This is a genomic window from Catellatospora aurea (genome assembly GCF_042663325.1).
Taxonomy (GTDB): domain Bacteria; phylum Actinomycetota; class Actinomycetes; order Mycobacteriales; family Micromonosporaceae; genus Catellatospora; species Catellatospora aurea.
The window spans coordinates 1-1,677 of the sequence record NZ_JBHTAC010000102.1; the positions used below are offsets into that span (position 1 = coordinate 1).

Annotated in this window: 1 protein-coding gene; it reads left to right on the forward strand. The window is 69.8% G+C overall.

Annotated features, from left to right (window positions below; all coding sequences use genetic code 11):
- The first annotated feature begins 118 nt into the window (after positions 1-118).
- Positions 119-1,525 (forward strand): IS1380 family transposase, encoded by a 1,407-nt coding sequence (locus ACFQO7_RS37675; RefSeq protein WP_376810882.1) that lies wholly within the window; start codon positions 119-121, stop codon positions 1,523-1,525.
- Positions 1,526-1,677 lie beyond the last annotated feature (152 nt).

The window sequence follows — 1,677 nt, forward strand, 5'->3', positions numbered from 1 at the left end:
CCTCGCTCTTTCGCGAAGGTTCGCCCGCATAGTAGATCTTGAAAGCGAAAGTGCCTCTCATCTGGAACGATAGGACTTGTCGAGGGTCCGGAACCGTTGCAGGAGAGGCACTTTCCGCGTGCAGACTACCTTGTCGCGCCCCAAGCTCGTCGTCACGGCCGACGGCCGGGGTGTGGCCGGTCGGGCCGGGACCCGGTTGCTGGCCGATCTCGCCGACACCACGGGCCTGACCAGTGGATTCGGCGATGCCCTCGCGGTTGCGGGGCGGCGTTCGGGCGGTCACGACCCAGGCCGGGTCGCGCTCGACCTGGCGCTGACGATCGCCGACGGCGGCAGGGCGATCACCGACCTGGGCGTGCTGCGCGCCCAACCGGAGCTGTTCGGGCCGGTCGCCTCGGACTCGACAGGGTGGCGGGCTCTGGAGCTCATCGACGCCGCGGCACTGGGCAGGCTGAGGGCTGCGCGGGCCGCGGCCCGGGAGGTCGCCTGGGCGCAGCTGTGCGAGACCCGCGGCGGGCTGCCCGCCTCGACCGCCGGCGGCCGTGACGTGCCCGGGCTGGTCCTGGACATCGACGCCACGATCGTGATCACCCATTCGGAGAAGGAACACGCCAGCCCGACGTGGAAGAAGAGCTTCGGCTACTACCCGCTGCTGTGCTTCCTGGACAACACCCGCGAGGCCCTAGCCGCGCTGCTGCGCCCCGGCCGCGCGGGGTCGAACACCGCCGCCGACCACATCACCGTCCTCGACATGGCCCTGACACAGATCCCCGATGCGCACCGCCATGGCACCGACATCCTCGTACGCACCGACGCCGCAGGCCACACCACCGCATTCCTGCACCACATCCGAGACCTTCGTGAACATGGCCTGTCGACGTACTTCTCCGTGGGCGTGCCAATCACCGCACCGATCCGCGACGGCCTGGTCCACGCCAGCGCCTGGATCGACGCCCTGGACACCGACGGCGAACTACGCGACGGCGCGCAGGTCGTCGAGCTCACCCACCTCGTCACCGGCCACGTCCTGGCCGGCTACCCGGCCGGGACGCGGCTGATCGCCCGCCGCGAACGCCCGCACCCCGGCGCGCAACTCGACCTGTTCGACACCGTCGAGGGCTGGCGCCACCAGGTCATCGCCACCGACACCCCCGTCGGCGCAGGCTCGATCCAGTACCTCGAGGTCCGCCACCGCGCCCACGCCCGCGTCGAGGACCGGATCCGCTGCGCCAAGGCCACCGGGCTGGGCCGGTTCCCGTCCCGGCTGTTCGCGATCAACGCCGCCTGGCTCGAACTCGCCCTCACCGGCTGCGACCTGCTCACCTGGACCCAACACCTGCTACTGGATGGTGAACTGGCCCGCGCCGAACCCCGCCGAATGCGCTACCAGTTGCTGCACGTCGCCGCCCGCATCACCCGCGGCGCGCGACGGATCCACCTGCGCATCCACGCGACCTGGCCATGGGCATCCGAGCTGGCCACCGCGTTCGCCCGCCTGGACGCACTCCCCAGGCCCGCGACCTGACCGAGCCGATTCCACTCGGCCAACCGCGACCAGGACACGGAGAAACCCGGCCCGAGCCGGGCCATCGACGTGCCCATCACCAGCAAGTATCGACCAACATCATCAAGCTAGTCGACCTCAATCCAAGATCTATTACTCATGAAAGACCGAGG